Genomic DNA, 26,657 nt, shown 5'->3' with positions numbered 1-26,657 from the left:
AGACTCTGTGACGCTCACCGCCGCCGTCGACGGCTCGGCCCTCGGCAACCCCGGACCCGCCGGCTGGGCGTGGTTCATCGACGACGACAGGTGGGCCGCGGGCGGCTGGGACTCCTCGACGAACAACCGCGGCGAGCTGCAGGCGGTCATCGAGCTCCTCACCGCCGCGGCGGACGAACCCGACCTGCACGTCCTCTGCGACTCGAAGTACGTCATCAACTCGATCACCAAGTGGATGCCCAAGTGGAAGCTGCAGGGCTGGAAGAAGGCGAACCGCGAGGACGTCCTCAACCGTGATCAGATGGAGCGGCTCGACGAGCTCATGACGGCCCGTGAGTCCGCGGGGCACCGGGTCCGCTTCGAGTGGGTCAAGGGACACGCGGGGCATCCGCTCAACGAGGCGGCCGATGACCGCGCCCGCCGCGCCGCCGAGGCGATGCGCGCGGGTCGTCCCGTCGATGCCGGCCCCGGCTTCGGGGGGCGTGACCGTGGGGACACCAGTCCCGGGGGAGGGGAGGCACCCGCCGCCGAGGCACCCGCACCCGCGCGCACGGTCGTCGTCTCCTGCCCGCTCGAGCAGGAGCTCGCGGACGCCATCGTCGCCGAGGCCCGGGAGACCGGCCGGACCGCGCAGGACCTGCTCGCCCACCTCATCCGCACCGGCTGGGAGGCCCGCTCATGATCTCCGCCCACGCCCTCGGCATCACAGTGGGCTCCCGCACCCTCATGTCGGGGGTCTCCTTCCGTGTCGACACGGGTGACCGCGTGGGCCTCGTGGGGCGCAACGGCGCCGGGAAGACGACGCTCACCCGCGTCCTCATGTCGGAGGTGCTCCCCAGCGAGGGCACCGTCACGACCTCGGGCACGGTCGGCTACCTGCCGCAGGACCCGCGCGCGGGCGATCCGAAGTCGACGGGCAGGGAGCGGATCCTGGGCGCCCGCGACCTCGACGTGCTGGCCCGCCGGATGCGGAAGGCGGAGGAGCAGATGTCCTCGCCGGACCCGGCGGTCATGGAGAAGGCGATCAACCGGTACCCGCGCGTCGAGGCGGAGTTCGTCGCGGCGGGCGGGTACGCGGCCGAGTCCGAGGCGTTCTCGATCGCCGCGAACCTGGGCATCGACGAGGCGCTGCTGGCGCAGCCGCTCGACACGCTCTCGGGCGGTCAGCGCCGGCGCGTCGAACTCGCCCGGATCCTCTTCGCGGCTCCGGACACCATGATCCTCGACGAGCCCACGAACCACCTCGACGCGGAGTCCGTGCTGTGGCTGCGGGACTACCTCAAGACGTACGCGGGCGGGCTCATCATCATCTCGCACGACCTCGCGCTCATCGACGAGGTCGTCAACAAGGTGTTCTTCCTCGACGCGAACCGTCAGGTCATCGACATCTACTCGATGACCTATCGCCAGTACCTGCGTCAGCGCGAGGCGGACGAGCGGCGCCGTCGCCGCGAGCGCGCGAACGCGGAGAAGAAGGCGGCCGCCCTCCACGCGCAGGCGGACAAGATGCGGGCGAAGGCGACGAAGACCGTCGCCGCGCAGAACATGGCCAAGCGCGCGGACCGGATGCTCGAGGGCCTCGAGGCCGAGCGCGCGGCGGACAAGGTCGCGCACCTGCGCTTCCCCGCGCCGGCCGCGTGCGGCCGCGTGCCGCTCACCGCGGAGGGGCTCACGAAGGCCTACGGGTCGACGGAGGTGTTCACGGGGGTCGACCTCGCCGTCGACCGCGGCACGCGCGTCGTCGTGCTGGGCTTCAACGGCGCGGGCAAGACGACCCTGCTGCGGCTGCTGGCGGGCGTCGAGGAACCGGACTCCGGTGAGGTCGTGCCCGGCCACGGGCTCAAGCTGGGCTACTACGCGCAGGAGCACGAGACGCTCGACCTGGACCGCTCCGTGCTGGAGAACATGCGCTCCCAGTCACCGCACCTGGACGACACCGGCGTACGGACCGTGCTGGGGTCGTTCCTCTTCACGGGCGAGGACGTGCACAAGCCGGCGCGGGTGCTGTCCGGCGGCGAGAAGACCCGGCTGGCGCTTGCGACGCTCGTCGTCTCGAGCGCGAACGTCCTGCTGCTCGACGAGCCCACGAACAACCTGGATCCCGCCAGCCGCGAGGAGATCCTCTCCGCGATCCGCCGCTACGAGGGCGCGATCATCCTCGTGACCCACGATGAGGGTGCCGTCGAGGCGCTCGACCCGGACCGCGTCCTGCTGCTGCCGGACGGCGACGAGGACCACTGGTCGTCGAGCTACCTGGATCTCGTCACCCTCGCGTGAGCGTCACCGCGGGGACGCTCGACCGGCCGCACGTCCCCGCGGGGACGCTCCTCAGCCGTCCAGCTGCGCGTCGAGCGCGGCGTCCTCGTCCTGGTCCGCGCGCCGCTGCGAGCGGGTGAGGGCGCGCGCGTCCCGGCGCATGCCCGGCACCGCCCGCGGGGTCGGTCTCTGCGACGCGGCGGGGGAGCGGCGGGTACCGCCCCGCAGCAGCTCCTCCTTGTCGACGACCTCGTACTCGACGCCCGGCACCACCCGGTCGTGGGCGATCGCGTCGTCCCGCTCGCCGCGGCGCACGGCGTCGCGCTCCCGCTTGGCCGCGTACGCGACGCCCACGAGGATCATGATCGCGAACGCGATCCACTGGAACGTGTAGCTCAGGTGGGAGCCGGGGTCCGTGTTGGGCTCGGGCAGGGCCTCGAGCGACTGTGCGGGGGCGGGATCCTCGGAGTCGAGGTAGCCGTAGGCGTGGGCGTACGCGCCGTCGCCCTCGAGGAGAGCGGGGTCGATCGCGACGACGGAGGTCTCCGTGTTCTCCGCCGGATCCCCGTCCTGGGCGGGCCGCAGCCACGCCGTCAGGGTGACGGCACCTGTGGGAGGTGCGGGGGCCTCGGCGGCGGTCGCATCCGCCCCGCTGCCGCCGGACCAGCCGCGGGCCACGAGCAGGGTGCCGCCGCCGTCCACGTCGAAGGGCACGACGATCCAGTAGCCGGCGCTGCCGTTCTTGGGCCGGTTGCGGGCCACGGTCGCGTCCTCGGGGCGGTACTCGCCGGTGGCCTCGACGCGGGTCCACTCGTCGTCGTCCGCGAACGGGGCGTCCGTCGCGGGGAGGACGGTCGACAGCGGCACGGACTGCGCGGAGTAGTGCGCCTCGATGCGGTCGATCTCCGCGTCGCGGTTCGCCCGGCGGTGGTCCTGCCAGTTCGCCAGCAGGAGGCACACGATCGCGGCCACCAGCGCGAAGGCGATGTACTGCAGCCAGCGGCGGCTCAGGAGGAAGCTCATCCGGCGTCCTCCGGGATCTGCTCGACGGGGACGGTCCGGTCGAGGAAGCCGCGCAGGCCCAGGAACTCCTCCAGGTGTTCCCGGTGCGCGTCGCAGGCGAGCCACACCTTGCGCCGCTGGGGCGTGTGGAGGGACGGGTTGTTCCACAGGAGCGCGTGGAGAGCGCTGTCACGGCAGCCCTTCGCCGAGCAGACGACGACCTCAGCCGCGCCCATCATCCACCTCCTCGCCGGGGATGATCCCGTCGTCGACGTCACCGAAGTCTCTGTCGTCGAGGTCCTCGTGCTCGCCGCTCCCGTCGTCCGCACGGCTCTCACCCGGGCGGTCCTGCGGCCGGGCGGTGCGCGGCAGCGCGTCGGGGGAGCGGGGCGTCACGGTCGCGACGTCGTACTGGACGAGTCGCTCGTCGCGCGAATTCGCGATGACGACCGCGACCCACGGGAAGACGATCGCGCCGCCCAGCAGGATCCAGCGGACGGGTCCGCTGAACACGAATGCCAGCAGCAGGCACACGACTCGGATGATCATCGAGATCGTGTAGCGCCTGATCCGCCGCCTGTAGTCCTCGTCCGCCGCGCTTTGTGCGTCGGTGACAGAGGTCGGCTGTCTGTTCTCACCCATATCCACCGTCCATTCTAACTCCGATAGTCTGGGCCCCGCAGGTGAACCGGTCCCCGAGACCCGCACCCCCAGACCCGTGTCCCCGACACCCACGCCCCCGACGCCCAGGAGCGCATCCATGACCCAGTCACCCTCCGCAGACGCCACCACGGCCGACGCACCGGTCTCTCGTGTCGTCCTCGTCACCGGCGGCAACCGCGGGATCGGCCGCACCATCGCGGAGCAGATGCTGCTCGCCGGCCACCGCGTCGCCGTCACCTCCCGCAGCGGCGACGCGCCCGAGGGCACCCTCGCGGTCTCCGCGGACGTGACGGACCCGGATTCCCTCGACGCCGCCTTCACCGCGGTCGAAGAGGAGTACGGTCCCGTCGAGGTCGTCGTCGCGAACGCCGGCATCACCGCGGACAACCTGCTCATGCGCATGTCGGACGACGAGTTCACCTCCGTCATCGACACGAACCTGGGCGGCGCCTACCGCACGGCCCGCCGCGCGATCACGAACATGGTCCGCGCGAAGTACGGCCGCATCATCCTCATCTCGTCCGTGTCGGGGCTCTTCGGCGTCGCCGGCCAGGCGAACTACTCGTCCTCGAAGGCCGGGCTCGTGGGCCTGGCCCGCTCGATCACCCGCGAGGTGGGCTCGCGCGGCATCACCGCGAACGTCGTGGCGCCGGGCTTCATCCGCACGGACATGACGGACGCGCTGCCGGAGAAGCAGCAGAAGGAGTACCTCCAGTCGATCCCCGCGAAGCGGTTCGCGGAGGCCGACGAGGTTGCGAAGGTCGTCCGCTGGATGGCCTCCGACGAGGCCGCGTACATCTCCGGCGCCGTCATCCCGGTCGACGGCGGCCTGGGCATGGGACACTGAACCGCTGAAGCACCGCTCCACCAGAGCACCACTCGAACAGAAAGGCCCTCTCCATGGGAATCCTCGACGGCAAGCGCATCCTCGTGACCGGCGTCCTCACGGAGGCGTCGATCGCCTTCGCCGCAGCGCGTCTGGCGCAGGAGCAGGGCGCAGAGGTCATCCTCTCGTCGTTCGGCCGCCAGATGAAGATCACCTCCGTCATCTCGGAGCGCCTGCCGAAGCCGGCACAGGTCATCGAGCTGGACGCGACGAACGAGGATGATCTGGCCGCGCTGCCCGAGCGCCTGGGCGGGAACATCGACGGCATCGTCCACGCGATCGCGTTCGCGCCCAAGGACGCACTGGGCGGCGTGTTCCTCGACACGCCCTTCGAGTCCGTGTCGAACGCGATGCACGTGTCCGCGTTCTCGCTCAAGTCGATCGCGGTCGCCGCGAAGCCGGTCCTCAACCCGGGCGCCGGCATCGTCGCGCTCACGTTCGACGCGACGGTCGCCTGGCCGGTCTACGACTGGATGGGCGTCGCGAAGGCCGCGCTCGAGTCGACCGCCCGCTACCTCGCGAAGTACATGGGCGAGAGCGGCGTCCGCGTCAACCTCGTCTCCGCGGGTCCCCTCAAGACGACCGCCGCGACGTCGATCCCCGGCTTCGAGGGCCTCGAGTCCATGTGGGGCGATCGCGCGCCCCTGGGCTGGGACCAGAAGAACACGGAGCCGGCCGGCAAGGCGATCGTTTCGCTGCTGTCCGACTGGTTCCCGGCGACGACCGGCGAGATGGTCCACGTCGACGGCGGCTTCCACCTCACGGGAGCCTGATCCGAGCCTGACGCCCGTGTGCGCGGGGCGGGCGAGTACGGTGGGGAGCATGCCTTGCCTCGTCCTCGCCCGCCACGCGCATACGGTGCCCGCGATCGATGCGGGTACGAACGACTTCGACCGCCCCCTCAGCAACGCGGGCCTCGCACAGGCCAGGCGGATGGGGGAGTTCCTCGCCTCCGCCGCCGTCCCCGGCACTCGCGACATCGACACCGTGATCGCCTCCCCGGCCCTGCGGACCCGCACCACCGCCGAGGTCGTCGCCGGTCTCCTGCCCGCGTCACCCGCCGATGGGGCCGGCTCCGGCACGCCGGAGGTGCGGACCGATGATCCCCTCTACGGCGGCTGGATCCCCGAGTGGGCCGAGGCCCTCCTCACCATCCCGGCGCAGTCCGCCGGAGCCCTCATCGTGGGCCACCAGCCCACCGTCAGTGCGGTGGTCGCGCACCTGACGGACGGTGGGGCGTCCGGCACCGAGCCCGGCTTCCCGCCGTCTTCGATCGCCGTCTTCCGGCTGGAGGACTGGGCGCAGCTGGGCGCTCCGGACATCGCGGGCGCGGCCCGCCCGGAGCTGATCCGCCACTTCAAGGACCAGCCTGCCGCGTAGGCTCCGACCGTCAGTCCAGGAGGCCGCGCGCCCGGTCCCACACGACGCGCAGGTCGCGTTCGTCGACGACGAGGTCCGCGTGCTCCCGCAGCGCAGGCTTTGCGCAGAACGCGACCCCCACGGCGGCGGCCTCGAGCATGAGGGCGTCGTTCGCCCCGTCGCCCACCGCGATCGTCCGCTGCGCGGGCACGCCGTGGACGGCCGCGATCTCCGCGAGGTGGCGGGCCTTCTCGCGGGGGCCCACGATCTCTCCCAGGACCCGGCCGGTCAGGCGCCCGTCGACGATCTCGAGCGTGTTCGCGCGGATCTCATCGACCGCGAGCCCCGCGGTGCTGCCCTGTCCGGTGCTGTCGACGACCCCGTCGAGGACCCGCTCGATGACGGCGGTGAAGCCGCCGGACAGGAGGGCCACGATCCAGTCGTCCGCGCGGGCGGCGGCCACGACCTCGGCGGCGCCCGGGGTGAGGGTCACGGCCGCGGCGGCCTCCTCGACGACGGTCTCCGGCAGGTCCGCGAGCACGGCGACGCGCTCGCGCAGGCTCTGGGCGAAGTCGAGTTCGCCGCGCATCGCCCGCTCGGTGACGCGGGCGACCTCGTCGCGGCGACCGGTCGTCTCCGCCAGCAGCTCGATGACCTCCTCCTCGATGAAGGTGGAGTCGACGTCGAACACGAGGAGGCCCTGAGCAGTCATGCTCCGATCCTACTGACGGGTCAACACGGTCCTCACTGGCGGGTGAGCGCGGTCCTCACTGGCGGGTGAGCGTCGTGAGGACCCGGGCGGCCGCACCGTGCACGGCCGCGAGCGCCGGTCCCACCGCGTCGCCCCCGGTCTGGGCGGGCACCTGCAGCGCGGACAGGCTGCCGTGCACGTGGAGTGCGGTGTGGAGGCTGCGGGCCGTGTCGTGGTCACCGGTCAGCGCCGCGAGCGCCGTGTGCCGGGTGTCGTCGTGGTCGCCGCTCAGGTCCGCCTGCCAGTCCCGCCACGGCAGGTCGCGCACCCCCTCGAGCGGCTGCGCCTCCACGGCTGCGAGCGCGCGCATGACGGACTCGCGGAGGCGGCGGGAGGCCTCGGCGGGGAAGACGTCGTCGACCGGCGCGTACACCGCGGGAGCACAGGGGACCGCGACCGCGTCGCCCTCCGACCCCAGCGCGACGACCGCGAGCGCGGTGCCCGCGGCGTCCTCGACGACGCACAGCGCGTGCGTGCGCGCCGAGGCCCGCGCCGTCGCTCGCCTGCCCGCCCGGTCCATCCGCGGCACCCGCAGCGGCAGGGAGGGGTGGACGGGCTCCACGCGCACGCGGGCGGCCCCGGCGCGCTGCAGACCGGCGGCCCACAGGAGCAGGCCGGCCGGGACCTCGGCGCCGGCCCCCGCAGGGGGAGCGAACACCGCATCGTCGACGAGCAGCGGCACGGGCAGCCCGACCGTCTCGAACGCGTGGGTGACGGTGTCGGGAGCCGCACGCTGCGCCAGCCGCGCCGTGACCGCGGCGGCGAAGAGGACGGGGAGGAGCGGTGTCGTCGTGCGCATCGCTGGAAGTATAGAGTGAGCGGCATGAGTGCAGTGGTGGAATTCGATGCCGTCAGCGTCCGCCGAGGTCCCTCGCACCTCCTCGACGATCTGAGCCTGACCGTCCGCGCCGGCGAGCACTGGGTGGTGCTGGGCCCCAACGGCGCCGGCAAGACGACCCTCCTGCAGCTGGCGGGTTCGCGGATGCACCCGACCGCCGGTGCCGTCCGCCTGCTGGACGAGGAGATGGGCCGCGTCGACGTCTTCGAGCTGCGCCCCCGGATCGGCTTCACCTCGCAGGCCCTGGCGCAGCAGACACCCGGTTCGGAGACCCTGCGCGATCTGGTGCTCACCGCCGCGTACGGCGTCGTGGGCCGCTGGACGGAGGAGTACGAGGACGAGGACATCGCGCGGGCGGAGGCGCTGCTGGGCGCCTTCGGGATCGGTCACCTGGCCGATCGCCGCTTCGCGACCCTGAGCGAGGGGGAGCGCAAGCGCGCACAGGTCGCCCGCGCCCTCATGACGGACCCGGAGCTGCTCCTGCTGGACGAGCCCGCGAGCGGCCTGGACCTGGGGGGTCGCGAGGAGCTGCTGCAGGCGCTCACGGAGATCATCGGTTCGCAGCACGGTCCCACGACCATCATGGTGACCCACCACGTCGAGGAGATCCCGCAGGGGATCACGCATGCGCTCCTGCTCAAGGACGGGCAGGCGGTCGCCGCGGGCCCCATCGGGGAGGCGCTCACGGCGGAGAACCTCACGGAGACCTTCGGGGTCCCGGTGGTCCTCGAGGAGCACGACGGCCGTTTCGCCGCGCGCGCCGCCGGCGCCCGGTCCTCCGCGTCCCACTGATCGGCCCGGCGACCGCGTGGAGTTCTACGAGATCGTCCTCATCCTGCTGGCAGGAGTGGGGGCCGGAGCGATCAATGCCGCCGTGGGGTCGGGCACCCTCATCACGTTCCCGGCCCTCGTCGCCTTCGGCGTCCCGCCGGTGAGCGCGACGATGAGCAACGCGCTGGGGCTCATCCCCGGCAACATCGCCTCCTCCTTCGGCTACCGCGAGGAGATCCGCGGACAGGGCAAGCGCCTGCTGAAGCTGCTGCCGGCCTCCCTGCTGGGGTCCCTCGTGGGCGCGTACCTGCTGCTGCACCTGCCGGAGGACACGTTCGAGTCCGTCGTGCCGGTCCTCATCCTCGTGGCGCTCGTCCTGGTGATCGGGCAGCCCATGCTCCAGCGGGCCCTCAAGCGGAAGAAGCTCAAGGACGCGCAGGGGCAGCCGGGCGTCCCCGCGGGGACAGATGCTGCGGGGACGGGTGCTGCGGGGACGGGTCCTGCGGCGGTCGGCGACGGGATCGCGCCACTGGCGCCGGGCCGTGCGCTGGTCGTCGGACTCATCGTCTTCGCCACCGCGATCTACGGCGGCTACTTCGCCGCGGCGCAGGGCATCATCCTCGTGGGCCTGCTGGGGCTCGTCCTCTCCGACAGCATCCAGCGGCTCAACGGGGCGAAGAACGTGCTCGTGCTGGTGGTCAACATCACCTCGGCGACGGTTTATTCGATCGTGGGCTTCGACCGGATCAGCTGGCTGTCCGTGCTGCTCATCGCGATCGGCTCTCTGGTGGGCGGCTACGCGGGCGCCCGTGTGTCGCGGAGGCTCAGCCCCGTCCTGCTGCGCACCGTCATCGTCGTGCTGGGCCTCGTCGCCTTCTTCCGCATCCTCACGATGTGAGCGGGTGCCCGTGAACACTCCCCGGACGCCCGAACCCACCGTCGAGCAGCTCCTCGCCGCCGCGCACACGCACGGCATCGCGCCGTCACGACTCCGTCACCTGGATGACGCGGGTTTGGGCGATGCCGACGTGGACGCCGCGGACTTCGATACCGCTGCCCCGGAGCGCTCGACGTCGACAGGCGGGCTGCTCGCGGACTACCGCGACCTCACGGACGTGAAGCTGCGCACCTCGCTCGAGGCGGAGCACGGCCTCTACATCGCGGAGTCCACCAAGATCATCGACCGCGCACTGCGGGCGGGCCATGAGCCGCGCTCTCTGCTCATGTCGCGCGCCTGGTTCCTCCGCCTGGCACCCGTGCTGGCAGGCGATCTCGCATCGGACGCCCCGATCCTGCTGGGCACGGAGGAGCAGGTGGACGGTCTCGCGGGCTTCCACGTGCACCGGGGCGCCCTTGCGTCGATGCGGCGACCGCGGCCTCGGGAGGTGTCCGCGACGATCACGGGCGCCCGGCGGGTCGTCATCGTCGAGGACGTCGTCGACCACACGAACCTGGGTGCGATCTTCCGGTCCGCGGCCGGGCTGGGCGTCGACGCGGTGCTGCTGTCCCCGTCCTGTGCGGATCCGCTCTACCGGCGCTCGATCCGGGTGTCGATGGGCACGGTGTTCCAGGTGCCCTGGGCCCGGTTCACAGCATGGCCCACCGGTCTGCAGGAGCTGCGGCAGGAGGGCTTCATACTCGCCGCACTGGCCCTCGAGGACGACAGCGTGACCCTGCGGGAGTTCGCCGCGACCGCTCCGGAGCGCGTCGCGCTCCTCCTGGGCACCGAGGGCGACGGGCTGCGACCGGCCACCCTGGCTCAGGCGGACGCGACCGTCCTCATCCCCATGGCGCACGCGGTCGACTCCCTCAACGTGGCCGCCGCGACCGCCGTCGCGTGCTACGCCCTGCAGATCGAGTGAGCCGAGACCGATGAGCACGTCCTCCGACCTCAGCCCGACCCCGGCACCCCGCCACCGAGAGGAGACCCCGTGAAGCCAGGCACCGTCGAGACGCGACTCCGCCCGCTCCGTGCGCAGCTCGCCCGGCACCTCGACGCGACCGCGATCACCGGCCGTGTCGCAACGCCGCGGGAGAACAACCTCGCCCACATCCGGCGGTTCCTCGCGCAGGAGCGACAGTTCGACTTCGGGATCCCCCTGACACGGACGTGGACGGAGGAGTCCGTCTTCGACCTCATGGTCGAGCGAGTGGGGATCAGCGGCGATCGGAATGTCACTGAGGGTGTCGACACGATCTCCGCGCAGCTGTGCATCGACGCGCTCGGCCGTCTGCGGACGGCGCTGCAGGAGGTCTCTGCGGCGGGCGGCGCGGTCCTCTTCGCCACCGGTCATCCCGCCGGGCTCCTGCCCGTGCACCAGGCGATGGCCCGGTGGGCGGCCGCGCGCGGCGCACGGATCGTGGGTGTCGACCTCGAGAGGAGTCCCGACCCCGTCGCGGTCCGGCTGCCGGCGGACGCGCCGCTGGGCGGCGACGTGCGGCGGATAGACGGAGTCCACGTCTGGCACCAGCACGGGGGAGTGCCCCACACCCACTTCGCCGAGCCCATGCAGACGCTGCTGACACGGCTGGGTGACGACGGCCTCGGGAGCCCGGATCTGGTCGTGGCCGACCACGGCTGGGCCGGGGCCGCGGGCGCGGCCGGGCTGCGCACCGCGGGCTTCGCGGACTGCAACGACCCCGCACTCTTCGTGGGCGAGGCGCAGGGACAGATCGAGATCGCGGTCCCGCTGGACGACAACGTGCTGCCGCAGCACTACGAACCGCTCCTCGACTACCTCCTGGGCGCGTGACCCGTGTAGAATGGTGAGTCGGTCCGCGCGCGGCCCCTGGTGGGGCCAGGCCTCCATGTCGGTCGCGGACCACGCGGAATTCGGGCACTGGCAGGCGACTCCGGTCGCATCAGGCGCCTGATCAGAATTCACAGCAAAGGACTCAGCATGAAGAAGGACATCCACCCGGAGTACCGCGAGATCGTCTTCAACGACCTCGCATCCGGCACCAAGTTCCTCACCCGGTCGACCGCGACGAGCGACAAGACCATCGAGTGGGAGGACGGCAACACGTACCCCGTCATCGACGTCGAGATCTCGTCCGCGTCGCACCCGTTCTACACGGGCAAGCAGCGCATCCTCGACTCCGCCGGCCGCGTGGAGAAGTTCAAGGACCGCTACAAGGGCTTCGGCCGCCGCGGCTGAACGAGTCCTCGGGACGCGAACCAGTCCCTCCGGACGACTGCGGGCCCGGATCCCTCTTCACGAGGGGTCCGGGCCCGCGGTGCGTCACGCGTCCCCGCGGGGACGCCGGCGGCGTGCCGAGCGCCCGGCCGCGCTGAACGCTCAGCCGAGCCGCACGGTCAGTCGCGCGGCTCGACGGTGACGGACAGGCCCTCCTGGGGCCGCACGCGCGCGGCGGGGTGGAAGAGCGAATCGACCCCGGTCGCGTTCGTGAGTGACGCCGCGATCCCGTGGGCCACGCGCAGCTTCGCCAGCCGGACGGCCTCCGTCACGTCCGCCCCGGTCGCCAGTCCCGCCGCGATCGCCGAGGCGAACGAGCAGCCCGCCCCGTTCACCATCCGGTCGTGCGCCTTGGGGGCACTGAAGACGGTGATCCGGTCGCCGTCCGGAGCCGCCTCCAGCAGGACGTCGATCGCGTCCGGGCCGGCCAGGCGCGCACCGCCCTTCACGACGACGTGCTGGGCGCCCATCGCGCGGATGTCGCGGGCGGCCTCCACCATGCCGTCGACCGACTGGATCGGCCCGCGGCCGGTCAGCGTCGCGGCCTCCTCCAGGTTGGGCGTGATGACGGTCGCCAGGGGGACGAGGTTCTCGACGAAGAGGTCCTTGAGATCGACCATCGTGCCGCTGCCCTTGCAGACCAGGACGGGATCGAAGACGTACGGCAGATGGTTCTCCCGCAGGCTGGCGGCGAGCGCCAGGGCCGAGTCCACGGACCCCAGCATCCCCGACTTGATGACGGCGAAGTCGTGGACCGCGAGCGTGGAGTCGAGCTGCTTGATGATCGCATCCGTGTCGATGAACGTGATGTCGTGCTCGAACGACTGAGCGGGGTCGAAGGTGACGATGCACGTGACCACGGCGGTGCCGAAGGCGCCGTACTCCGTGAACATCTTGAGGTCGGCTTCGAGGCCTGCACCGCCGGACACATCGGATCCGGCGATCGTGAGGATGCGGGGCACGGGGGAGACGGTCGTGCCGGGGGAGTCTGTCATGCCGGGGAGTCCTCACTCATCGGGTCGGGTGCGGCCCGCGGGGGTGGTGCGGGTCCATCAGGGTGGTGCCGATCATATCGCCTGCCGCCCCGACGGCTCAGGTGCGGCCCCGGCGATTCAGCGTCCGCCGGGGTAGCCGTGCTGGCGCCAGGCCTCGTACACGGCGATCGAGGCCGAGTTCGCCAGGTTGAGCGAGCGGCGCGAGGGCAGCATCGGGATGCGGACCCGCAGATCGACGTGCGGGTCGTGGGCGACCTCGTCCGGCAGCCCCGTCGACTCCCGCCCGAACAGGAGGACGTCCCCGGGCCGGTACTCGACGTCCGCGAAACTGTCCTCCGTGTGCGTCGTGAACGCGATGACCCGCCGCTCGCCCAGGGTCTGCCAGACGTCGTCGAGCGTCGGATGGACGGTCACGTGTGCGAGGTCGTGGTAGTCGAGGCCCGCCCGCCGCAGCTTCGCGTCGGACAGGTCGAACCCCAGTGGCTCGATGAGGTGCAGGTGCGCACCGGTCACCGCCGCGAGACGGATCGCGTTGCCGGTGTTGCCGGGGATCTCCGGCGTGTGGAAGACGATGCTCAGGTCCTTCATAGGGCTCTCACCCTACTGCGCACACGGTTCGCGCCCGGCGCCTCCCCGCCTGCCGGCCTGCACCCCGGCACGATCACGCGTCCCCGCGGGGACGCGGCCGCCCGCCCTGTCTGCACCACGCTCTGCTTCTGCCCCAATCTCCGCACCTGCTCTTCGCGCTCACACGCGTGGATGTTCGATATGCCTGTCATTCATGAACAGCATTCTGACCAGTACGAATGCGAGTGATCCTGCTTGTGTCCGTGCCACGTCCTAGCGTGTCGGCACGAGGACAGGTCAGGGGAGACCTCGCATCGAGAGTCGCCGCCCCGCCTGCCGGATCCAGGAGGATGACATGGCCACGGACGACCGGGACGGCAACGACGCTTCCCGCGCACAGGACGCCGCGCAGAACCCCGCGCAGGAACCTGCACAGGACTCCACCCCCGGCCCTGCGGACAGCACTCCGCACGACACCTCGCAGCACCCGATCGACGACACGATCGATGTGCGCGAGGCCCGGGCGATCGCGGATCGGATGCGCATGCTCGCCGGCAGCATCGCCCGTCAGCAGGCGCAGTTCCTGGAGCTGCTCGACGAGATCGACCGGACGGAGGCGTGGGCGCACTGGATCGGCGTCCGCACGCTGGTGCAGTGGGTCTCCTTCGTCTGCGAGATGGACGCCCACACCGCACGCGAACACATCCGCGTCATGCGGGGCCTGCGGGCGATGCCGCAGGTGGCACAGCTGCTGGCGAGCGGCCGGATCTCCTTCAGCAAGGCCCGCGAGATCACGCGGCTGGCCGGCCGCATCGATGACGGGGAGGCCGCGGGCATCACCCGGCGGGCGACGGCCTCGCAGATCTCGGCGATGGTCGCCGCCTATCGGCGCCTGGACCCTGCGGACACGGACGAGCTGCTCGACTCACTCGTGGGTCGCCTCCCGCAGGGCTCCTTGGAGGTCCAGGTCCCCGGCAGCCTCGCCGAGGCCGCAACCGGGTCCGAGGCCGCAGTCGAGTCCGAAGCCCAGGCCGGCTCCCAGCCCGCTCCCGACGCCGCTGTCGACCGGACTGACGCGGGGCAGTCGGAGACCGCAGTCGTGACGACCCGACTGTCGGCGCGGCTGGAGCAGGACTCCCTTCACCTCTCGACGCAGCAGTTCGGTCGGGCGAGGATCATCCTCGACCTGCCGGAGGCCGACGCCCTCGAGCTCCTGGCCGCGCTCGATGCGGTCCGCGACGCCCTCCGCGCCGGCGAGGAGCAGGACTCCGCGCGCCACGATGCTGCGCACCACGGCGCTGCGCACCACAACTCCGCGAACCGGGTGGATGCGCTCCTGGAGCTCGTCCGGATGCATCGCGACGGCACCGCACTGGGCAGCCCTGCGAGCTCCTCCCGCGCGACCCTCGTCGTGCACGTGTCGCCGGAGGCCCTCGGCGCCGGCAGCGGCGCGGCCCGTGACGGCGATCCTGGAGCGGAGGACGGCCTCGGTGAGGCGAGTGCACCGTCGCCGTCGCCCCGTGCGGAGCGCTGCCACACGGCTGATCGCGGGCCGATCACGGCGGCCTCGGCGGCCCGTCTGGCCTGCGGGGGCGCGCTGGTGGGCGCCCTCATCGACGACAGCGGCGATGTGCTGGCACTGGGACGCTCGCGGCGCCTGGCCTCGTCGCGGCAGAGGCTCGCACTGTCCGCGCGGGATCTGCACTGCCAGTTCCCCACCTGCGCCCGCCGCACGGGCCTCGAGGCCCACCACATCCGCATGTGGAGTGAGGGCGGCCCCACCGATCTGGACAACATGCTGCTGCTCTGCCGCTCGCACCACATCGCGGTCCACGAGCACCGCCTGCGGATCACCCGGACGGAGGATCCGGTCTTCTCCGGTGCCCTCCGCGCAGGGACGGGCTTCGCGTTCCACACACACGAGGGCATCCGCATCCGCCCGGGTGACGCCGCAGATCTCGAGGCCTCGGCCCCCTCCGCCGGCTCCGATCGGAACGTCGACGGCGTCGTGACGCGGCCTCTCGTGCTGGGGATCCCGCATGCGCACCTGGGACCCCACGAGCCGGAGATCGTGACCGAGGGCGGCGGCTGGGGCTTCACCCTGGACGCAGGCGTCGCCTGGCTCTTCGACGCGGAGGCCGCACTCCGCGAGCGCCGTCTCCGGGAGCAGCGCGTCCAGGAGGAGCGCCCGCAGGAAGGGGCTCGTCAGGAAGGGGCTCGCCGGGAGGATCCCCCGAGTAGGGCCGATCAGACCCTCACGGACCCCGCTCCGGCGCCGGACCAGGACCCGGAAGGCGGCTGGATCACCAACCGGAGCAGCGGCTGGTGGATGAGCCCAGAACCACCGCTCGAGGGCGACCGTGGGTGACACCAGCGCACTTGCCGCATTCGAACGCGTGTTCGATACTGGAGGCATGTCCGCCGCGCCCAGCCCCCTCACCGCTTCCGCAGAAGCGGTCACGGAGGCGCGCGCGCTCACCCAACGGCTCAGCCGCTCGCTGGGCATCCCGACGGCCAGCTCCCTCCTCGACCAGGCCAGGCCGCGCCCCGTCCTCCCGGCGCTCGCGCGTCTCTTCGCGCGTGGCGGCCTGCCTCAGGGGGAGGCCGTCCAGATGAGCGGCCGGTCCGCGCTCTCCCTGGCGCTGGCCTGCTGCGCTCTGACCACGCAGGACGGCGGCTGGTGCGCGGGCATCGGTCTGGGGGAGCCCGCCGTGTCGGCGATGCAGGACCTGGGCGTGCATCTGCCGCGCTTCGTCTGCCTCGACACCCCCGCGCAGGACTGGATGCGCGTCACCTCGATCCTCATCGAGTCGTTCGACGTCCTCCTCGTCGCTCCGGGGTTCTCCGCCTCCGCAGGCGAGCGCGCACGGATCGCCGCCAAGCTGCGGGACAGCCGGGCGACGCTCATCCTCCTGGGCCGGACGCACGCCACCGCCCTGACCTCCGCGGCTCGCACATCCCCCTCCGCCGCACGCACGGCCCCCGCCCTTCCCGCCGCTGCCCCGTTCCCCGGCAGCTCCGAGCACGTGACGGTGCTGGGTGAGTCGTGGGAGGGGACGGACGAGGGGTCGGGACGTCTGCGGCGGAGGGTCCTTCGCGTGCACAGCGCGCGCACGGGAGAGCACACCCTCGTCCTGCCCGACCCGCAGGGAGCCGCCGCCCCTGTCGCTCCCGCACACAGCGACGTCCCCGCGGGGACGCTCCGGCTCGTCCGCGATGCGTGAGCAGCTGAGCGCACAGCGGGGTCCGCAGCCGGGCGAGTCCGCACCGCAGCGCGTCCTCGTCCTCGTCGTCCCCGACTGGCCCGCCCTCGCCGCAGCCCTGGAGGCGGATGCGCTGCCCACCGCCCCGGTCGCCGTCCTGCACGCCAACCGGGTGGTCTCCGTCAACGCTCCGGCGCGGGCGCTCGGGGTCGAACCGGCCATGACGACGCGCGCGGCCCGCGGACGCTGCCCCGACCTGCTCCTGGCCCCGCGCAACCCGGACGCGGAGGCGCGTCTCTTCGCCTCCGCCACGCAGGCGCTGGACGACACCGTGGCCCGCTTCACCGTGCTGGGGCCCGGCGCGGTGAGCATCCCGGCGGCCTCGCTGCGTCACACCCATCCGGACGAGGCCGCCGCCGTCGAGCACCTCCTGGCCGCCCTCACGGAGAGCACCGGCTGGGAGTTCCTCCCCGGCATCGCGGACACGCACTTCGCCGCCCTCCTCGCCGCGCGCACCGCGACCCGTGTGGCGCCGGGCGGCACTCGCGCGTTCCTCGCCGCGCAGCCCACCCGCGCCTTCGACGCGGCGCTCCTCCTGGACGAGACCCTCGACCCCCAGGCACTCGCCGAGCTCGTGAGTGTCCTCCAGCGCCTGGGCCTGCGCACGCTGGGCGCGTTCGCGCAGCTGAGCCCCACGGACATCGGCACCCGGTTCGGTCCGCTGGGCCTGCGGCTGCGCGACCTGGCACGGGGCGTGGGTCAGCGCGGTCTGCGCGACCACAGCCGCGCGGACGACCTCGTCGTCGAGGCGCCCCTGGAGCCGCCCACCCCGCGCACCGACGTCCTCGCATTCCGAGCCCGCGCCGCCGCTGCCCAGCTCTTCGACGAGGTCCGCCGGCGCTCCCTCGCCTGCACCCAGGTGACGATCCGGCTCACCGCCGCCGGGGGACAGGTCAGCGAGCGCACGTGGCGGCTCGAGGACATGACGGACAACCGCGTCGCGGACCGGGCGCGCTGGCAGGCGGAGGGCTGGCTGACCTCACGCACGGCACCTCGCCCCGCCGCGACCTCGGACGAGAACGACGAGGGCATCGCACTCCTCACCCTCACAGCAGCCGAGCTGGCGGCCCCCCTCGCCACCCAGCCCAGCCTCCTGGACCGCGGCAGCGGCGCGGTGGCGCACAGCCTCGAGCGCGTGCAGGGCCTCTTCGGCCCGGATTCGGTGCTGGTCCCCGGGCTGCAGGGCGGCCGCGACCCGCAGGAGACGAACCTCTGGACCCCCTGGCAGCAGGCGCCCCGCCCGGACCGCGACCCCGAGGCCCCCTGGCCGGGTGCGATCCCCGCACCGCATCCGGCCCGCATCCTCAGCACCCCGGTGGAACTGCTGGACGCGGCGGGCGGGTCGGTGGTCGCCCGGTCCTCGGGGCTGGATTCGAGACCCGCCACCCTGCGGATCCCCGGAGCGGGCACCCATCGGATCGTCGACCACTCATCGCCGTGGCCGGTCGAGACCGGCTGGTGGGAGCCCGCGCTCCGCCAGCGTCGCGTGCGCCTCCAGGTGCTCGCGGAGGACGGTGCCGCCTTCCTCCTCTGCCGCGAGGACGGCCAGTGGCGACTCGTGGGGGAGTACGCGTGAGGAGGGCCTCCGCATGAGCGGCTTCAACCCGCGGACACCCTGGTCGGAGCTCGAGCGGCGGCTCTCCGACCGCGCGGCACCGGACGACCGCCCCGTCTCCGTGGGCTCGTGGGGCCGCGCGGACAGGATCCTCCCGGACAGCCCCGCGAGCAGCCCGCCGGACGGCCCACCGCAACCACCCCGACCACCCGCGTACGTCCCCGCGGGGACGCCCTACGCGGAGCTGCACGTGCACTCGGACTTCAGCTTCCTCGACGGTGCCTCGGAGCCGGAGGAGCTCGTGGAGACCGCGGTCGCGGCCGGGCTGGCAGGGCTGGCGCTCACGGACCACAACGGTCTCTACGGTGCGCCCCGCTTCGCCGCGGCGGCCGCGGAGTCCGGTCTGCCCACCGTGTTCGGCTCGGAGCTGTCGATCGGACTCACCGACCGCATCCCCGGCCAGGTCGACCCGGCGGCAACGCACCTGCTGGTGCTGGCCCGCGGCGTCGAGGGCTACCGCCGCCTCTCCGCCGCCATCACGCGCGCGAACCTGCGCGGGGAGAAGAACCGGCCGGTCTTCCACGCGGAGGAGCTGCACGAGGAGGCGCGGACCTCGGGCGCGTGGCAGCTGCTGACCGGCTGCCGGAAGGGACCGCTGGCCCGCGCGCTCGCGGACCCGCAGGACCCGGACGGGGGGCTCACCGCGCTGCGGCGCCTGCGCGACGCGGTCGGGGCGGACAACCTCGCGGTCGAGCTCACCCGCCACGGCCTGCCGGACGACGACGAGCGCATCCGCCACCTCATCGACCTCGCCGACCGCACCGGCCTGCCCACGGTCGCGACGAACGCGGTGCACTACGCGACCCGCGCCCGCCATCGCGATGCGCAGGTGCGCGCCGCCGTCCGCTCCCGGCGCAGTCTCGATGCGATGGCGGGCTGGCTGCCGCCCACGGCCTCGGCCCGCATCCACGCGGGCGACGAGATGCTCGCCCGTTTCCCCCGGGACGCCGTCGACCGCACGGTGCGCATCAGCGCCGAGGCCGCCTTCAGCCTCCGTGCCGCCGCACCCCGCCTGCCCGCGGCCCCCGTCCCACCGGGACGTGACGAGACGTCCCACCTGCGTCGTCTCGTGGCGGACGGCGCGCTCCACCGCTACGGCACCCGCGCGGACGCCCCGCACGCGTGGGAGCAGATCGACCGCGAGCTCGACACGATTGAGGGGATGGGCTTCTGCGGCTACTTCCTCATCGTGCGGGACATCGCCCGGTACTGCCGGGACCACGACATCTTCTGCCAGGGGCGGGGCTCGGCCGCGAACTCCGCCGTCTGCTACGTCCTGGGCATCACGGCGGTGGACGCGGTGCGGTTCGGGCTGCTCTTCGACCGCTTCCTCACCCCGGACCGCGCGGGCTACCCGGACATCGACATCGACATCGAGTCCGGCCGTCGCGAGGAGGTCATCCAGTACGTCTACCGGCACTACGGCCGGGACCGGGCCGCGCAGGTCGCGAACGTCATCACCTACCGGGCGAAGTCGGCGGTCCGCGACGCGGCCGCCGCCCTGGGCTACGGGCCGGGCCAGCAGGACGCGTTCTCGAAGGGGCTCCACCGCTGGGGGAGCCTGCCCTCGACCCAGGACAGCGGCGTGCCGGCTCCTGTCCTGACCGCGGCCGCGGACCTCCTCGACACGCCGCGCCACCTGGGCATCCACTCCGGCGGCATGATCCTCGCGGACCGTCCGATCGGCGAGGTCGTCCCGATCGAGCCCGCCACGATGGCCGACCGCACCGTCGTCCAGTGGGACAAGGACGACTGCGCGGCGATGGACCTCGTGAAGTTCGACCTGCTGGGGCTGGGGATGCTGACGGCGCTGCACGAGATGGTCGACCTCATCGCCCGGCACAAGGGGGAGCGGATCGACCGGGCGGAGATCCCGCAGGAGGACCCGGCCGTCTTCGACATGCTGTGCGCCGCGGACGCGGTGGGCGTCTTCCAGGTCGAGTCCCGCGCCCAGATCGGCACGCTGCCCCGGCTGGCCCCGCGCACCTTCTACGACCTCGCCGTCCAGGTCGCACTCATCCGGCCCGGACCCATCCAGGGCGGCTCCGTCCATCCCTACATCCGCAGGCGGCAGCAGAAGGAGGAGGTCACCTACCTCCACCCGCTGCTGCGCCCCAGCCTCGAGAAGACCCTGGGCGTGCCGCTGTTCCAGGAGCAGCTCATGCAGATGGCGATGGACGTGGGCGGGTTCTCGGGCGCGGACGCGGACGAGCTGCGCCGCGCGATGGGCGCCCGCCGCTCCCGTGAGCGCATGCGCCGGCTCTCCGAGCGCTTCCTCGCCGGCGCCGCCGCCCGCGACGTCGACGAGTCCACCGCCCGGCGGATCTTCGACAAGATCGCCGCCTTCGCGAACTACGGCTTCCCCGAGTCCCACGCGATCAGCTTCGCGAACCTCGTGTACGACTCGGCGTGGCTCAAGCGCCACCACCACGCGGCGTTCACGGCGGGCCTGCTGCGCGCCCAGCCGATGGGCTTCTACTCGCCGCAGTCCCTCCTGGCGGACGCCCGCCGCCACGGGGTGGGTGTCCGCCCCGTCGACGTGAACGCCTCCGCGGTGCTCGCGGACCTCGAGCCGGACCCGGACTCCGGCGGGGGCTGGCCGGACGCCGCCGGCGGGTTCGCGATCCGCGTGGGGCTGGCCTCGGTCCGCGATGTGGGGGAGGAGCACGCCGAGGCCGTCGTCGCCGCGCGCGCCCACGGCCCCTACTCCTCGGTGGGCGACGTCGCCCAGCGGACCGGCCTGCCGGTCCGCGCGCTCGAGGGGCTCGCGACGGCCGGCGCGTTCGGCTCGCTGGGGCTCGAGCGCCGGCAGGCGCTCTGGGTGGCGGGCGGGCAGTCGGGTGCGTCGCCCGCGACACTGCCCGGGACCTCGGGACCGGAGACCGCGCCCGCACTGCCGGGCATGGACGCCTTCGAGACCACGCTCGCGGAGCTGTGGGCGACCGGGGTGACGGTCGACGGATACCCCACCGAGGTCCTCCGCGCGTCGCTGCGCGCCCGCGGGTACGGGTCGACGCGCGATGCCCGGGATGCGGGAGACGGGACACGGGTGACTATCGCCGGCATCGTCACGCACCGGCAGCGGCCGTCGACCGCGGACGGGATCACCTTCTTCAACCTCGAGGACGAGTACGGGATGCTCAACGTCGTGTGCTCTCCCGGCCTCATGCAGCGGCACCGGTCGATCGCGCTCACGAAGAACGTGCTCGCGGTGACCGGCCGCATGCAGCGGGCGGCCGGTGCGAACCGCCCCGACGGCTCGCCGGGGGAGACCGTCGTGAGCCTGTACGCGGAGCGGCTCGTGCCGATCGCGACGGACATCGCTCCGCGTGCACGTGACTTCCGATGACGCACGGTGGCGCCCGGTGACGCTTCCATGACGTTTCGTGACATCGGGTCGTGTGGGGGCCGCGCGCCTCGTCCACGATGGTCACAGCCGCAGTCCACCCGCAGCCGCACGTCCATCCGCGAAGGAGCTCCCATGACAGCGTTCGAGACCCTCCAGATCCACGCGGGCCAGGAGCCCGACTCCCAGACCGGCGCCCGGGCCCTGCCCATCTACCAGACGACCTCCTTCGTCTTCGACTCGCAGAAGACCGCCGCGGACCGCTTCGCCCTCGCCGAGCTGGGCCCCATCTACACCCGCCTGGGCAACCCCACGCACGAGGCCGTCGAAGCCCGCGTCGCCGCGCTCGAGGGAGGCGTCGGCGCAGTCCTCGTCGCGTCCGGCCAGTCCGCGGAGTTCCTCGCGATCCTCAACATCGCAGGTGCGGGCGACCACATCGTCGCGAGCGCCAGCCTGTACGGCGGCACCTACAACCTCTTCGCGGTGACGCTGCCCAAGCTGGGCATCGAGACGACGTTCGTCGACGCGAGCGATCCGCAGGCGTGGAACGACGCGGTCCGGGACAACACGAAGCTGTTCTTCGCGGAGTCGATCGCGAACCCCCGCTCCGAGGTGCTCGACATCCGCCGGGTCGCGGACCTGGCCCACGAGGCGGGAGTGCCGCTCATCGTCGACAACACGGTCGCGACTCCGTACCTCGTCCAGCCGATCGAGCACGGCGCGGACGTCGTCGTCCACTCCGCCACGAAGTTCCTGGGCGGCCACGGCACGTCGATCGCCGGCGTCATCGTCGACTCCGGGAACTTCGACTACACGCAGGACCCGGAGCGCTTCCCCGGCTTCAACGAGCCGGACCCGTCGTACAACGGGCTCGTCTTCGGGCGCGATCTGGGTCCGGACTCGGCCTTCGGCGCCAACGTCTCCTACGGCCTCAAGATCCGCGTCCAGCTGCTGCGCGACCTGGGCCCGGCGGCCTCGCCGTTCAACGCGTTCCTCATCGCCCAGGGCATCGAGACCCTGAGCCTGCGCATCGAGCGCCACGTCGAGAACGCGAAGAAGGTCATCGACTTCCTCGACGGGCACGCGCAGGTGGAGAGGATCCACTTCGCCGGCCACCCGTCCAGCCCCTGGTACGAGCTGGCCCAGCAGTACCTGCCCAAGGGCGCCGGCTCCGTCCTGGGCTTCGACATCGCAGGCGGGTTCGACGCCGCCGTGTCCTTCGTCGACGCGCTCGACCTGCACTCGCACGTCGCGAACATCGGCGATGTCCGCTCGCTCGTCATCCACCCCGCCTCGACGACGCACTCGCAGCTGGACGACGCCGCGCTCCAGGCCGCCGGCGTGAACCAGGGCTTCGTCCGCCTGGCGGTGGGCCTCGAGGGCATCGAGGACATCCTCGCGGATCTCGAGAAGGGCTTCGCCGCCGCGGCCCGGGTGGCCCGGTGACAGCAGCCGCGCCTCCGCTCGTGCACCGGACGACGACGGCTCAGCTGGGGTCGCTCACGCTCGAGACCGGCGCGGTGCTGCCGTCCGTCGCGCTCGCGTACGACACGTACGGCACGCTGTCCCCGCAGGCGGACAACGCGATCCTCATCGAGCACGCCCTCACAGGAGACTCGCACGCGCACGAGTGGTGGCCCGGCCTCATCGGCCCCGGCCTGCCCCTCGACACCGATCGCTGGTTCGTCGTGTGCGCGAACGTCCTGGGCGGCTGCTCCGGGTCGACGGGTCCGCTGACCGCGGGCCCGGACGGCACACCGTGGGGCTCGGCCTTCCCGCGCATCTCGATCCGCGACACCGTGCGCGCGGAGCTGCTCCTGGCCGACCACCTGGGCATCGACCGGTGGCAGGCGGTGCTGGGCGGTTCGATGGGCGGCGCCCGCGCACTCGAGACGGCGCTGCTGGCGCCCGAGCGCGTCGCGCGCACCGGCGTCTTCGCCGCCCCGGCGTACTCGGACGCGGACCAGATCGCGTGGGGCCACATCCAGGTCGAGGCGATCCGGACGGATCCGGTGCGCGGACTGGGCATCGCCCGGCAGATCGCGCACCTGACGTACCGCGCGGACGCGGAGCTCAACCACCGGTTCGGCGCCCGCCAGCAGACGACCGACCGGCCGGCGGAGGAGCCGGGGGACCGCTACTACACGATCCAGAGCTACCTCGACCACCAGGCCGGCAAGCTCGTGAGCCGCTTCGACCCGGACTCCTACGTGACCCTGTCGCAGGCGCTCATGGACCACGACGTCCGCCGAGGTCGCTCCCAGGACCTGCGCCGGGCCCTCGCCGGAGCCGGCGGCCGGTTCCTCGTGGCCGCCGTCTCCAGCGACCGGCTGTACACACCGGCGCAGGTGCGTCTGCTCGCCGACAGCCTGCCCGCCGGGACGTCCTTCCGGACGATCACCAGCTGGGCGGGCCACGACGGCTTCCTGACCGAATCCGGTCAGGTCGCCGCGCTCATCGGCGAGCTGCTCGCCTCCTGAGCTCCTTCTCCTCGACCGGCCAGTCGGACTTCGCCCGCGCCGCCCGGTAGTAGGCGCGGGCCTCGCCCTGCCGCTGCGCCTCCGCCCCGTCCGCGATGGGCGCGCGCCGGTGGTCCGGTCCGTACCCGAACGCCGTGACGAGGTCGAGCGAGTTCTGCGCGAGCTTCGCGCACAGCGCATCGATCGTGGGGCCGATGCGGCGGGCGCGCGCCATCGGCAGACGCCCGTGCATGAGGTGCCAGCCCATGTGCCGCTCCAGCAGGGTGAGGCCGAAGAGGTCGCGGATGCGCCGCAGGATCTTGGCCTCCTCCGGGTGCGAGCCCTCGTCCTCGACGCGGTGCATCTCGTCGTTGAGGCCCTGCCACTTGAGCAGCTCGATGTAGGCGATCGCGGCCTCGACGAGCTCGTTCTGCGTCTCGTTGAAGATGCGCGCGCCGGTCGCCTGGTCCTTCCCCTGCGCCCCGCGCAGCTTCTGCGCGACGGAGGCGACCATCGTCTCGACCCGATCGCGCAGGAGCGCCTCCTGCACCTTGCCGGACCGCACCCGCTTGTCGTTCACGGAGGCGGTCACGAGGTCGCCGATGGTCCGGCCCACGTTCGCGAATCCGGTCCGGTAGAGCGTGTGCTCGGCGGCCTGCGCGCCGATGAGGCGGGCGGCACCGCCGAAGTCGATGTCCTTGAGCTCCTTCGCATAGTCCGTCAGCAGACGCTTGCCCACGAGCTGCAGGAGGACCGTGTTGTCACCCTCGAAGGTGACGTACACGTCCATGTCCGCGTGGAGGCCCACGAGTCGGTTCTCCGCCATGTAGCCGGCGCCGCCGCACGCCTCGCGCGCCTCCTGGATCGTGTCGAGCGCGTTCCAGGTCGTGAGCGCCTTGAAGCCGGCCGCCTGCGTCTCCAGCAGCTCGCGGCCCTCCGTCGTCTCGTCCTCGCCGGAGAAGACTGCGTCGAACGTGTGGAGCAACGTGTCGTGGGAGATCGCGTCCGCGTACGTCTGCGCGATGAGCGGCATGAGGCGGCGCTGGTGGCGCTGGTAGTCGATGAGGCGGGTCTCCTCGACGGGGGAGGAGGTGGTGAACTGGCGGCGGTCGTGCGCGTAGCGCACCGCGATGTCGAGCGCCAGCTTCGAGGCGACGACCGCGGCGCCGTCCAGCGACACGCGCCCCTGCACGAGCGTGCCCAGCATCGTGAAGAAGCGGCGCCCCGGGGACTCGATGGGCGAGGAGTACTCGCCCTCCTCCGTCACCGCGCCGTACCGGGTCAGCAGGTTCTCCCGCGGGACCCGCACCTCGTCGAAGGCGAAGCGCCCGTTGTCGACGCCCGGCAGGCCGCCCTTCTTCCCGTCGTCCTCGATCGTGATACCCGGCAGCGGGTCGCCCGCCTCGTCCCGGATCGGCACGTAGAACGCGTGGACGCCGTGGTTGACGCCCTGCGTGATGAGTTGTGCGAAGACGACGGCGGCCTGCGCGTCGCGGGCCGCGTTGCCGATGTACTCCTTCGTCGCGGCCCGGAACGGGGTGTGGACGACGAACTCGCGGGAGGCGGCGTCGTACGTCGCGGTGGTGCCGACCTCGGCCACATCGGAGCCGTGGCCGATCTCCGTCATCGCGAAGCTGCCCATCAGCTCACCGTCCAGTGCCGGCAGCAGCCACTTCTCATGCTGGTCGCTGTTGCCCAGGTGCATGATCGCACCGCCGAACAGGCCGAATTGCACGCCCGCCTTGATCTGGAGGCTGGGGGAGGCGGTCACGAGCTCCTCGAAGCCCGCGAGGTACTCCGCGTGGCGCCCGGTGCCGCCCTGCTCGACGGGCAGCGCGAGCCGGGTGAGGCCGGAGTCGGCCACGGGGCGGACCGCCGCGGTCGTGTGCGCACGCAGTTCCTCGAGCGTGCCGTCGACGGGGAGGTGGAGCGCCGGATCCGTGCTGAGCTCGCGGATGCGGCGACGGGCGCCGGCCCATGCGCCGTCGACCACGCCCTGCAGCACGGCCGGATCAAGGGTGAGCGGTGTCTTGCCTGGTGTCATGCGACTTCCTTCCGTGATGCCCACAGCCAGGTGGCGAGGCGCGTGGTGAAACTGTCCGTCTGCGCACGGTCCGCGGAGCGCGGGTCCGCCAGCCAGTCGAGCGTGCAGCTGCGGACGAAGCCCACGGCTCCGCGCGCCCACATGCGCTCGGTCGGTCCTTCCAGCCGCATCCGTGCACACAGCAGGTCGACGACGTCGTCGAGGAACGCTCCGGCCCCGTCCTCCGTCACGACGGAGTCGCAGAAGCGGTAGACCGCCGGGGAGCGGACGCCCAGATCGACGAACGCGGCGATCATCGCGCCCAGCGCCTCACGGGGCGGGCCGTCGGGGGAGCCGGCGTCATCGAGCGAACGGCGGATGACGCCCATAGCCCACCTGCCCATGGCCTGCTGGAGTCCGCGGCGGTCGTGGAAGTACCGGTAGTAGACCGTCTTCGAGGTCCCGGTCGCCTGGGCGAGGCCGTCCATCGACAGGGACTCGCCCTGCGCGGCGATGGCGCGGCGCGCACCGCGGAGCAGCTCCCGACGGCGCTGCCGCCGGTGCTCCTCCCAGCGGAGGCTCCGGCCGTCGCGGACGTCCGCATCGGTCGTCGACTGGGCTTTCATGTGACAGACGGTATCAGGTACGGTCGGTATCGGTGAATCG

At 72.4% G+C, this 26,657-nt stretch carries 25 protein-coding genes; 16 read left to right on the top strand and 9 right to left on the bottom strand.

The window, feature by feature from the left end; all coding sequences use genetic code 11:
* Positions 1–7 precede the first annotated feature (7 nt).
* Positions 8–682 carry a ribonuclease H family protein gene (locus HGBR_RS00875; protein WP_019157448.1) on the top strand — a complete coding sequence of 225 codons (675 nt, stop codon included), beginning with the start codon at positions 8–10 and terminating at the stop codon, positions 680–682.
* Entirely contained in the window at positions 679–2,277 is a 1,599-nt protein-coding gene (locus tag HGBR_RS00870) for an ABC-F family ATP-binding cassette domain-containing protein (protein ID WP_019157447.1), read from the top strand. Before HGBR_RS00875 ends, HGBR_RS00870 begins: the two co-directional genes overlap by 4 nt.
* A gap of 51 nt (positions 2,278–2,328) precedes the next feature.
* On the opposite strand, the gene HGBR_RS00865 is transcribed toward HGBR_RS00870, so the two are convergent.
* The 3 genes from HGBR_RS00865 to HGBR_RS18560 are packed head-to-tail and all read right to left on the bottom strand — an operon-like array spanning position 2,329 to position 3,900.
* Entirely contained in the window at positions 2,329–3,279 is a 951-nt protein-coding gene (locus HGBR_RS00865) for an SURF1 family cytochrome oxidase biogenesis protein (RefSeq protein WP_019157446.1), read from the bottom strand.
* Entirely contained in the window at positions 3,276–3,494 is a 219-nt protein-coding gene (locus HGBR_RS00860) for a hypothetical protein (RefSeq protein WP_019157445.1), read from the bottom strand. Before HGBR_RS00860 ends, HGBR_RS00865 begins: the two co-directional genes overlap by 4 nt.
* The gene (locus HGBR_RS18560; RefSeq protein WP_019157444.1) at positions 3,481–3,900 is read right to left on the bottom strand and encodes a DUF3099 domain-containing protein; all 420 of its coding nucleotides are present in this window, start codon (positions 3,898–3,900) and stop codon (positions 3,481–3,483) included. The genes HGBR_RS00860 and HGBR_RS18560 overlap by 14 nt, the downstream gene beginning before the upstream one ends.
* Before the next feature lie 118 nt (positions 3,901–4,018).
* Here HGBR_RS18560 and fabG point away from each other — a divergent pair, with 118 nt between their 5' ends.
* The 3 genes from fabG to HGBR_RS18555 are packed head-to-tail and all read left to right on the top strand — an operon-like array spanning position 4,019 to position 6,187.
* Entirely contained in the window at positions 4,019–4,768 is a 750-nt protein-coding gene (gene fabG / locus HGBR_RS00850; RefSeq protein ID WP_019157443.1) for a 3-oxoacyl-ACP reductase FabG, read from the top strand.
* 53 nt (positions 4,769–4,821) lie between these two features.
* Positions 4,822–5,580, top strand: a complete 759-nt coding sequence (gene fabI / locus HGBR_RS00845) for an enoyl-ACP reductase FabI (protein ID WP_019157442.1) — start codon at positions 4,822–4,824, stop codon at positions 5,578–5,580.
* A 49-nt stretch (positions 5,581–5,629) separates the two neighbouring features.
* Complete coding sequence (locus tag HGBR_RS18555) at positions 5,630–6,187, top strand: SixA phosphatase family protein (RefSeq protein ID WP_019157441.1); 558 nt, start codon at positions 5,630–5,632, stop codon at positions 6,185–6,187.
* A gap of 10 nt (positions 6,188–6,197) precedes the next feature.
* Here the strand turns inward: HGBR_RS18555 and serB are convergent, their stop codons facing one another.
* Together serB and HGBR_RS00830 are read right to left on the bottom strand one after the other, a co-directional pair.
* Positions 6,198–6,878 carry a phosphoserine phosphatase SerB gene (gene serB / locus HGBR_RS00835; protein ID WP_019157440.1) on the bottom strand — a complete coding sequence of 227 codons (681 nt, stop codon included), beginning with the start codon at positions 6,876–6,878 and terminating at the stop codon, positions 6,198–6,200.
* Between the two features lie 55 nt (positions 6,879–6,933).
* Complete coding sequence (locus HGBR_RS00830) at positions 6,934–7,716, bottom strand: hypothetical protein (protein WP_019157439.1); 783 nt, start codon at positions 7,714–7,716, stop codon at positions 6,934–6,936.
* A 24-nt stretch (positions 7,717–7,740) separates the two neighbouring features.
* Here HGBR_RS00830 and HGBR_RS00825 point away from each other — a divergent pair, with 24 nt between their 5' ends.
* The 5 genes from HGBR_RS00825 to HGBR_RS00805 all read left to right on the top strand — a co-directional run bounded on the left by HGBR_RS00825 (position 7,741) and on the right by HGBR_RS00805 (position 11,684).
* A complete protein-coding gene (locus tag HGBR_RS00825; protein ID WP_040364554.1) occupies positions 7,741–8,547 on the top strand; it encodes an ABC transporter ATP-binding protein in 807 nt (268 codons plus the stop codon).
* Between the two features lie 16 nt (positions 8,548–8,563).
* Positions 8,564–9,424 carry a sulfite exporter TauE/SafE family protein gene (locus tag HGBR_RS00820; RefSeq protein ID WP_019157437.1) on the top strand — a complete coding sequence of 287 codons (861 nt, stop codon included), beginning with the start codon at positions 8,564–8,566 and terminating at the stop codon, positions 9,422–9,424.
* 4 nt (positions 9,425–9,428) lie between these two features.
* Complete coding sequence (locus tag HGBR_RS00815) at positions 9,429–10,388, top strand: TrmH family RNA methyltransferase (protein ID WP_019157436.1); 960 nt, start codon at positions 9,429–9,431, stop codon at positions 10,386–10,388.
* A gap of 69 nt (positions 10,389–10,457) precedes the next feature.
* Positions 10,458–11,279 carry a phosphatase gene (locus HGBR_RS00810; protein ID WP_019157435.1) on the top strand — a complete coding sequence of 274 codons (822 nt, stop codon included), beginning with the start codon at positions 10,458–10,460 and terminating at the stop codon, positions 11,277–11,279.
* 147 nt (positions 11,280–11,426) lie between these two features.
* On the top strand, positions 11,427–11,684 hold the full coding sequence (locus HGBR_RS00805; protein ID WP_019157434.1) for a type B 50S ribosomal protein L31: 258 nt from the start codon (positions 11,427–11,429) through the stop codon (positions 11,682–11,684).
* Positions 11,685–11,842: 158 nt separating this feature from the next.
* Here the strand turns inward: HGBR_RS00805 and thiD are convergent, their stop codons facing one another.
* Both thiD and HGBR_RS00795 read right to left on the bottom strand, forming a co-directional pair.
* Positions 11,843–12,718 (bottom strand): bifunctional hydroxymethylpyrimidine kinase/phosphomethylpyrimidine kinase, encoded by an 876-nt coding sequence (gene thiD / locus HGBR_RS00800; protein ID WP_019157433.1) that lies wholly within the window; start codon positions 12,716–12,718, stop codon positions 11,843–11,845.
* Positions 12,719–12,835: 117 nt separating this feature from the next.
* Entirely contained in the window at positions 12,836–13,306 is a 471-nt protein-coding gene (locus HGBR_RS00795) for a tRNA (cytidine(34)-2'-O)-methyltransferase (protein ID WP_019157432.1), read from the bottom strand.
* 334 nt (positions 13,307–13,640) lie between these two features.
* Here HGBR_RS00795 and HGBR_RS18550 point away from each other — a divergent pair, with 334 nt between their 5' ends.
* The 6 genes from HGBR_RS18550 (at position 13,641) to metX (ending at position 23,989) form a co-directional block, all read left to right on the top strand.
* Positions 13,641–15,653, top strand: a complete 2,013-nt coding sequence (locus tag HGBR_RS18550; protein ID WP_026077223.1) for an HNH endonuclease signature motif containing protein — start codon at positions 13,641–13,643, stop codon at positions 15,651–15,653.
* Positions 15,654–15,699: 46 nt separating this feature from the next.
* Positions 15,700–16,509: a hypothetical protein gene (locus tag HGBR_RS15830; RefSeq protein ID WP_019157431.1), complete on the top strand. Its 810-nt coding sequence runs from the start codon at positions 15,700–15,702 to the stop codon at positions 16,507–16,509.
* Complete coding sequence (locus tag HGBR_RS00780; RefSeq protein WP_019157430.1) at positions 16,502–18,124, top strand: Y-family DNA polymerase; 1,623 nt, start codon at positions 16,502–16,504, stop codon at positions 18,122–18,124. The genes HGBR_RS15830 and HGBR_RS00780 overlap by 8 nt, the downstream gene beginning before the upstream one ends.
* Positions 18,125–18,137: 13 nt before the next feature.
* Complete coding sequence (locus HGBR_RS00775; RefSeq protein ID WP_019157429.1) at positions 18,138–21,512, top strand: error-prone DNA polymerase; 3,375 nt, start codon at positions 18,138–18,140, stop codon at positions 21,510–21,512.
* A gap of 132 nt (positions 21,513–21,644) precedes the next feature.
* Positions 21,645–22,955: a bifunctional o-acetylhomoserine/o-acetylserine sulfhydrylase gene (locus HGBR_RS00770; RefSeq protein WP_019157428.1), complete on the top strand. Its 1,311-nt coding sequence runs from the start codon at positions 21,645–21,647 to the stop codon at positions 22,953–22,955.
* Entirely contained in the window at positions 22,952–23,989 is a 1,038-nt protein-coding gene (gene metX / locus HGBR_RS00765; RefSeq protein ID WP_019157427.1) for a homoserine O-acetyltransferase MetX, read from the top strand. The genes HGBR_RS00770 and metX overlap by 4 nt, the downstream gene beginning before the upstream one ends.
* Here the strand turns inward: metX and HGBR_RS00760 are convergent.
* Positions 23,964–26,012 (bottom strand): acyl-CoA dehydrogenase family protein, encoded by a 2,049-nt coding sequence (locus HGBR_RS00760; RefSeq protein ID WP_019157426.1) that lies wholly within the window; start codon positions 26,010–26,012, stop codon positions 23,964–23,966. The two genes, metX and HGBR_RS00760, sit on opposite strands and share 26 nt — an antisense overlap.
* Positions 26,009–26,617 (bottom strand): TetR/AcrR family transcriptional regulator, encoded by a 609-nt coding sequence (locus HGBR_RS18545; RefSeq protein WP_019157425.1) that lies wholly within the window; start codon positions 26,615–26,617, stop codon positions 26,009–26,011. Before HGBR_RS18545 ends, HGBR_RS00760 begins: the two co-directional genes overlap by 4 nt.
* Between the last annotated feature and the right edge of the window lie 40 nt (positions 26,618–26,657).

The organism is Brevibacterium senegalense (assembly GCF_000285835.1).
GTDB lineage: Bacteria > Actinomycetota > Actinomycetes > Actinomycetales > Brevibacteriaceae > Brevibacterium > Brevibacterium senegalense.
Note: the sequence above shows the minus strand (reverse complement) of the source record. Positions and strands in the feature narration are given on the sequence as shown.

Excerpts from the sequence above, each read along its gene's own strand:
- HGBR_RS00870 (WP_019157447.1), top strand. The coding sequence starts at position 679 with ATGATCTCCGCCCACGCCCTCGGCATCACAGTGGGCTCCCGCACCCTC.
- HGBR_RS00865 (WP_019157446.1), bottom strand. The coding sequence starts at position 3,279 with ATGAGCTTCCTCCTGAGCCGCCGCTGGCTGCAGTACATCGCCTTCGCG.
- HGBR_RS00860 (WP_019157445.1), bottom strand. The coding sequence starts at position 3,494 with ATGGGCGCGGCTGAGGTCGTCGTCTGCTCGGCGAAGGGCTGCCGTGAC.
- HGBR_RS18560 (WP_019157444.1), bottom strand. The coding sequence starts at position 3,900 with ATGGGTGAGAACAGACAGCCGACCTCTGTCACCGACGCACAAAGCGCG.
- fabG (WP_019157443.1), top strand. The coding sequence starts at position 4,019 with ATGACCCAGTCACCCTCCGCAGACGCCACCACGGCCGACGCACCGGTC.
- fabI (WP_019157442.1), top strand. The coding sequence starts at position 4,822 with ATGGGAATCCTCGACGGCAAGCGCATCCTCGTGACCGGCGTCCTCACG.
- HGBR_RS18555 (WP_019157441.1), top strand. The coding sequence starts at position 5,630 with ATGCCTTGCCTCGTCCTCGCCCGCCACGCGCATACGGTGCCCGCGATC.
- serB (WP_019157440.1), bottom strand. The coding sequence starts at position 6,878 with ATGACTGCTCAGGGCCTCCTCGTGTTCGACGTCGACTCCACCTTCATC.
- HGBR_RS00830 (WP_019157439.1), bottom strand. The coding sequence starts at position 7,716 with ATGCGCACGACGACACCGCTCCTCCCCGTCCTCTTCGCCGCCGCGGTC.
- HGBR_RS00825 (WP_040364554.1), top strand. The coding sequence starts at position 7,741 with ATGAGTGCAGTGGTGGAATTCGATGCCGTCAGCGTCCGCCGAGGTCCC.
- HGBR_RS00805 (WP_019157434.1), top strand. The coding sequence starts at position 11,427 with ATGAAGAAGGACATCCACCCGGAGTACCGCGAGATCGTCTTCAACGAC.
- thiD (WP_019157433.1), bottom strand. The coding sequence starts at position 12,718 with ATGACAGACTCCCCCGGCACGACCGTCTCCCCCGTGCCCCGCATCCTC.
- HGBR_RS00795 (WP_019157432.1), bottom strand. The coding sequence starts at position 13,306 with ATGAAGGACCTGAGCATCGTCTTCCACACGCCGGAGATCCCCGGCAAC.
- HGBR_RS18550 (WP_026077223.1), top strand. The coding sequence starts at position 13,641 with ATGGCCACGGACGACCGGGACGGCAACGACGCTTCCCGCGCACAGGAC.
- HGBR_RS15830 (WP_019157431.1), top strand. The coding sequence starts at position 15,700 with ATGTCCGCCGCGCCCAGCCCCCTCACCGCTTCCGCAGAAGCGGTCACG.
- HGBR_RS00780 (WP_019157430.1), top strand. The coding sequence starts at position 16,502 with ATGCGTGAGCAGCTGAGCGCACAGCGGGGTCCGCAGCCGGGCGAGTCC.
- HGBR_RS00775 (WP_019157429.1), top strand. The coding sequence starts at position 18,138 with ATGAGCGGCTTCAACCCGCGGACACCCTGGTCGGAGCTCGAGCGGCGG.
- HGBR_RS00770 (WP_019157428.1), top strand. The coding sequence starts at position 21,645 with ATGACAGCGTTCGAGACCCTCCAGATCCACGCGGGCCAGGAGCCCGAC.
- HGBR_RS00760 (WP_019157426.1), bottom strand. The coding sequence starts at position 26,012 with ATGACACCAGGCAAGACACCGCTCACCCTTGATCCGGCCGTGCTGCAG.
- HGBR_RS18545 (WP_019157425.1), bottom strand. The coding sequence starts at position 26,617 with ATGAAAGCCCAGTCGACGACCGATGCGGACGTCCGCGACGGCCGGAGC.